The 1,084-nt window shown below is 55.0% G+C and carries 1 rRNA gene; it reads right to left on the bottom strand.

The window, feature by feature from the left end:
• A 23S ribosomal RNA gene (locus HT136_RS26030) occupies window positions 1-1,084 on the bottom strand; the annotation flags it as partial.

Genomic DNA, 1,084 nt, shown 5'->3' with positions numbered 1-1,084 from the left:
ACCACCGGATCACTATGACCGACTTTCGTCTCTGCTCGATTCGTCAATCTCGCAGTCAGGCAGGCTTATGCCATTGCACTCTTGCAGCCGGTTTCCAACCGGCCTGAGCCTACCATCGCGCGCCTCCGTTACTCTTTAGGAGGCGACCGCCCCAGTCAAACTACCCGCCACAGAGGGTCCCTGTACCGGCTAACGGTACGAGGTTAGACATTAAAAAATCACAGGGTGGTATTTCACCTATGGCTCCACACCAGCTGGCGCCGGTGCTTCAAAGCCTCCCACCTATGCTACACAATAATTTTCCAATGCCACTCTGAAGCTGCAGTAAAGGTGCACGGGGTCTTTCCGTCTAACCGCGGGTACTCCGCATCTTCACGGAGAATTCAATTTCGCTGAGCATATCCTGGAGACAGTGGGGAAGTCGTTACGCCATTCGTGCAGGTCGGAACTTACCCGACAAGGAATTTCGCTACCTTAGGACCGTTATAGTTACGGCCGCCGTTTACCGGGGCTTCAATTCGGAGCTTGCACTCCTCCTCTTAACCTTCCGGCACCGGGCAGGCGTCAGACCCTATACGTCGTCTTGAAGCCGACTTAGCAGAGTCCTGTGTTTTTGCTAAACAGTCGCTACCCCCTGGCCTGTGCCCCCCGACAGTGCTTGCGCATAGCCGGGGCCTCCTTCTTCCGAAGGTACGGAGGCAATTTGCCGAGTTCCTTCAGGATACTTCTCTCAAGCGCCTTGGTATACTCTACCTGACCACCTGTGTCGGTTTCGGGTACGGTCTATACGGAGAGGCTATTTCCTGGGACCACTTCGAAGCACAACCAATCCGATAAGGTTGTACAACACACGTGATCCGTCACACATCTCCAGGCCCACGAATATTAACGTGGTTCCCATCGACTACCCCCTTCGGGCTCGTCTTAGGGGCCGGCTTACCCTGCTCAGATTAGCTTTAAGCAGGAACCCTTGGTCTTTCGGCGAGAGGGCATCTCACCCTCTTTGTCGCTACTCATGTCAGCATTCGCACTTCCGATACGTCCACGGTCGGTTACCCTCCCGCTTCACTCGCTTACGGAACGC

It is taken from the genome of Novosphingobium profundi, assembly GCF_018491765.1.
In the GTDB taxonomy this organism is placed as follows: Bacteria; Pseudomonadota; Alphaproteobacteria; order Sphingomonadales; family Sphingomonadaceae; genus Novosphingobium; species Novosphingobium profundi.
Note: the sequence above shows the minus strand (reverse complement) of the source record. Positions and strands in the feature narration are given on the sequence as shown.